The sequence below is a fragment of the Enterococcus sp. CSURQ0835 genome (assembly GCF_902706605.1).
Classification (GTDB): Bacteria; Bacillota; Bacilli; order Lactobacillales; family Enterococcaceae; genus Enterococcus_A.
The window spans coordinates 1-1526 of the sequence record NZ_CACSLH010000060.1 but is presented as its reverse complement, the minus strand read 5'-3'; the positions used below and the strand labels follow the sequence as shown (position 1 = coordinate 1526).

The 1526-nt window shown below is 52.4% G+C and carries 1 rRNA gene; it reads left to right on the top strand.

Annotation, left to right across the window (positions count from 1 at the left end):
* Window positions 1–1459 (top strand): 16S ribosomal RNA (locus tag GVJ38_RS13965); the annotation flags it as partial.
* Between the last annotated feature and the right edge of the window lie 67 nt (window positions 1460–1526).

Genomic DNA, 1526 nt, shown 5'->3' with positions numbered 1-1526 from the left:
AGAAAAGGAGTGGCGAACGGGTGAGTAACACGTGGGTAACCTGCCCTTAAGAAGGGGATAACACTTGGAAACAGGTGCTAATACCGTATAACAATTTTTATCGCATGATAAGAATTTGAAAGGCGCTTTTGCGTCGCTTAAGGATGGACCCGCGGTGCATTAGCTTGTTGGTGAGGTAACGGCTCACCAAGGCTGCGATGCATAGCCGACCTGAGAGGGTGATCGGCCACATTGGGACTGAGACACGGCCCAAACTCCTACGGGAGGCAGCAGTAGGGAATCTTCGGCAATGGACGAAAGTCTGACCGAGCAACGCCGCGTGAGTGAAGAAGGTTTTCGGATCGTAAAACTCTGTTGTCAGAGAAGAACAAGGATGAGAGTAAAACGTTCATCCCTTGACGGTATCTGGCCAGAAAGCCACGGCTAACTACGTGCCAGCAGCCGCGGTAATACGTAGGTGGCAAGCGTTGTCCGGATTTATTGGGCGTAAAGCGAGCGCAGGCGGTCTTTTAAGTCTGATGTGAAAGCCCCCGGCTTAACCGGGGAGGGTCATTGGAAACTGGGAGACTTGAGTGCAGAAGAGGAGAGTGGAATTCCATGTGTAGCGGTGAAATGCGTAGATATATGGAGGAACACCAGTGGCGAAGGCGGCTCTCTGGTCTGTAACTGACGCTGAGGCTCGAAAGCGTGGGGAGCAAACAGGATTAGATACCCTGGTAGTCCACGCCGTAAACGATGAGTGCTAAGTGTTGGAGGGTTTCCGCCCTTCAGTGCTGCAGCTAACGCATTAAGCACTCCGCCTGGGGAGTACGACCGCAAGGTTGAAACTCAAAGGAATTGACGGGGGCCCGCACAAGCGGTGGAGCATGTGGTTTAATTCGAAGCAACGCGAAGAACCTTACCAGGTCTTGACATCCTTTGACCACTCTAGAGATAGAGCTTCCCCTTCGGGGGCAAAGTGACAGGTGGTGCATGGTTGTCGTCAGCTCGTGTCGTGAGATGTTGGGTTAAGTCCCGCAACGAGCGCAACCCTTATTGTTAGTTGCCATCATTTAGTTGGGCACTCTAGCGAGACTGCCGGTGACAAACCGGAGGAAGGTGGGGATGACGTCAAATCATCATGCCCCTTATGACCTGGGCTACACACGTGCTACAATGGGAAGTACAACGAGTCGCGAAGTCGCGAGGCTAAGCTAATCTCTTAAAGCTTCTCTCAGTTCGGATTGCAGGCTGCAACTCGCCTGCATGAAGCCGGAATCGCTAGTAATCGCGGATCAGCACGCCGCGGTGAATACGTTCCCGGGCCTTGTACACACCGCCCGTCACACCACGAGAGTTTGTAACACCCGAAGCCGGTGAGGTAACCTTTTGGAGCCAGCCGTCTAAGGTGGGATAGATGATTGGGGTGAAGTCGTAACAAGGTAGCCGTATCGGAAGGTGCGGCTGGATCACCTCCTTTCTAAGGAATTATTACGGAGACTACACATTCGTCATTTCGTTCAGTTTTGAGAGGTCTACTCTCAATT